This is a genomic window from Bradyrhizobium sp. CCH5-F6 (genome assembly GCF_001556045.1).
Lineage (GTDB): Bacteria > Pseudomonadota > Alphaproteobacteria > Rhizobiales > Xanthobacteraceae > Bradyrhizobium.
In genome coordinates, this window is sequence record NZ_LSIC01000072.1 from 1 (window position 1) to 255 (window position 255).

The window sequence follows — 255 nt, forward strand, 5'->3', positions numbered from 1 at the left end:
ACCTCTATTATTACGCGGCGCCGAAGCCGAAGAAGACGGTCTCCTCGCTCGACGAAATCGATCCGGAGATCCTCAAGACTTACGAGAAGCTAGGCATCCCCTTGCGGGAAGTCGCCATGCTCGAGGGCGTCGAGCCCAAGCCCGGCGAGGAAGATCCGGCCCGCCGCAAGATCGCGGTCGACGCGGTGTTCGATTCGGTTTCGGTTGCGACCACGTTCAAGGCGGAGCTGAAGAAGGCCGGCGTGATCTTCATGC

Annotated in this window: 1 pseudogene; it reads left to right on the forward strand. The window is 61.2% G+C overall.

What is annotated here, in order from left to right:
• Window positions 1-255, forward strand: a pseudogene (locus AX729_RS12510) (Fe-S cluster assembly protein SufB); the annotation flags it as partial.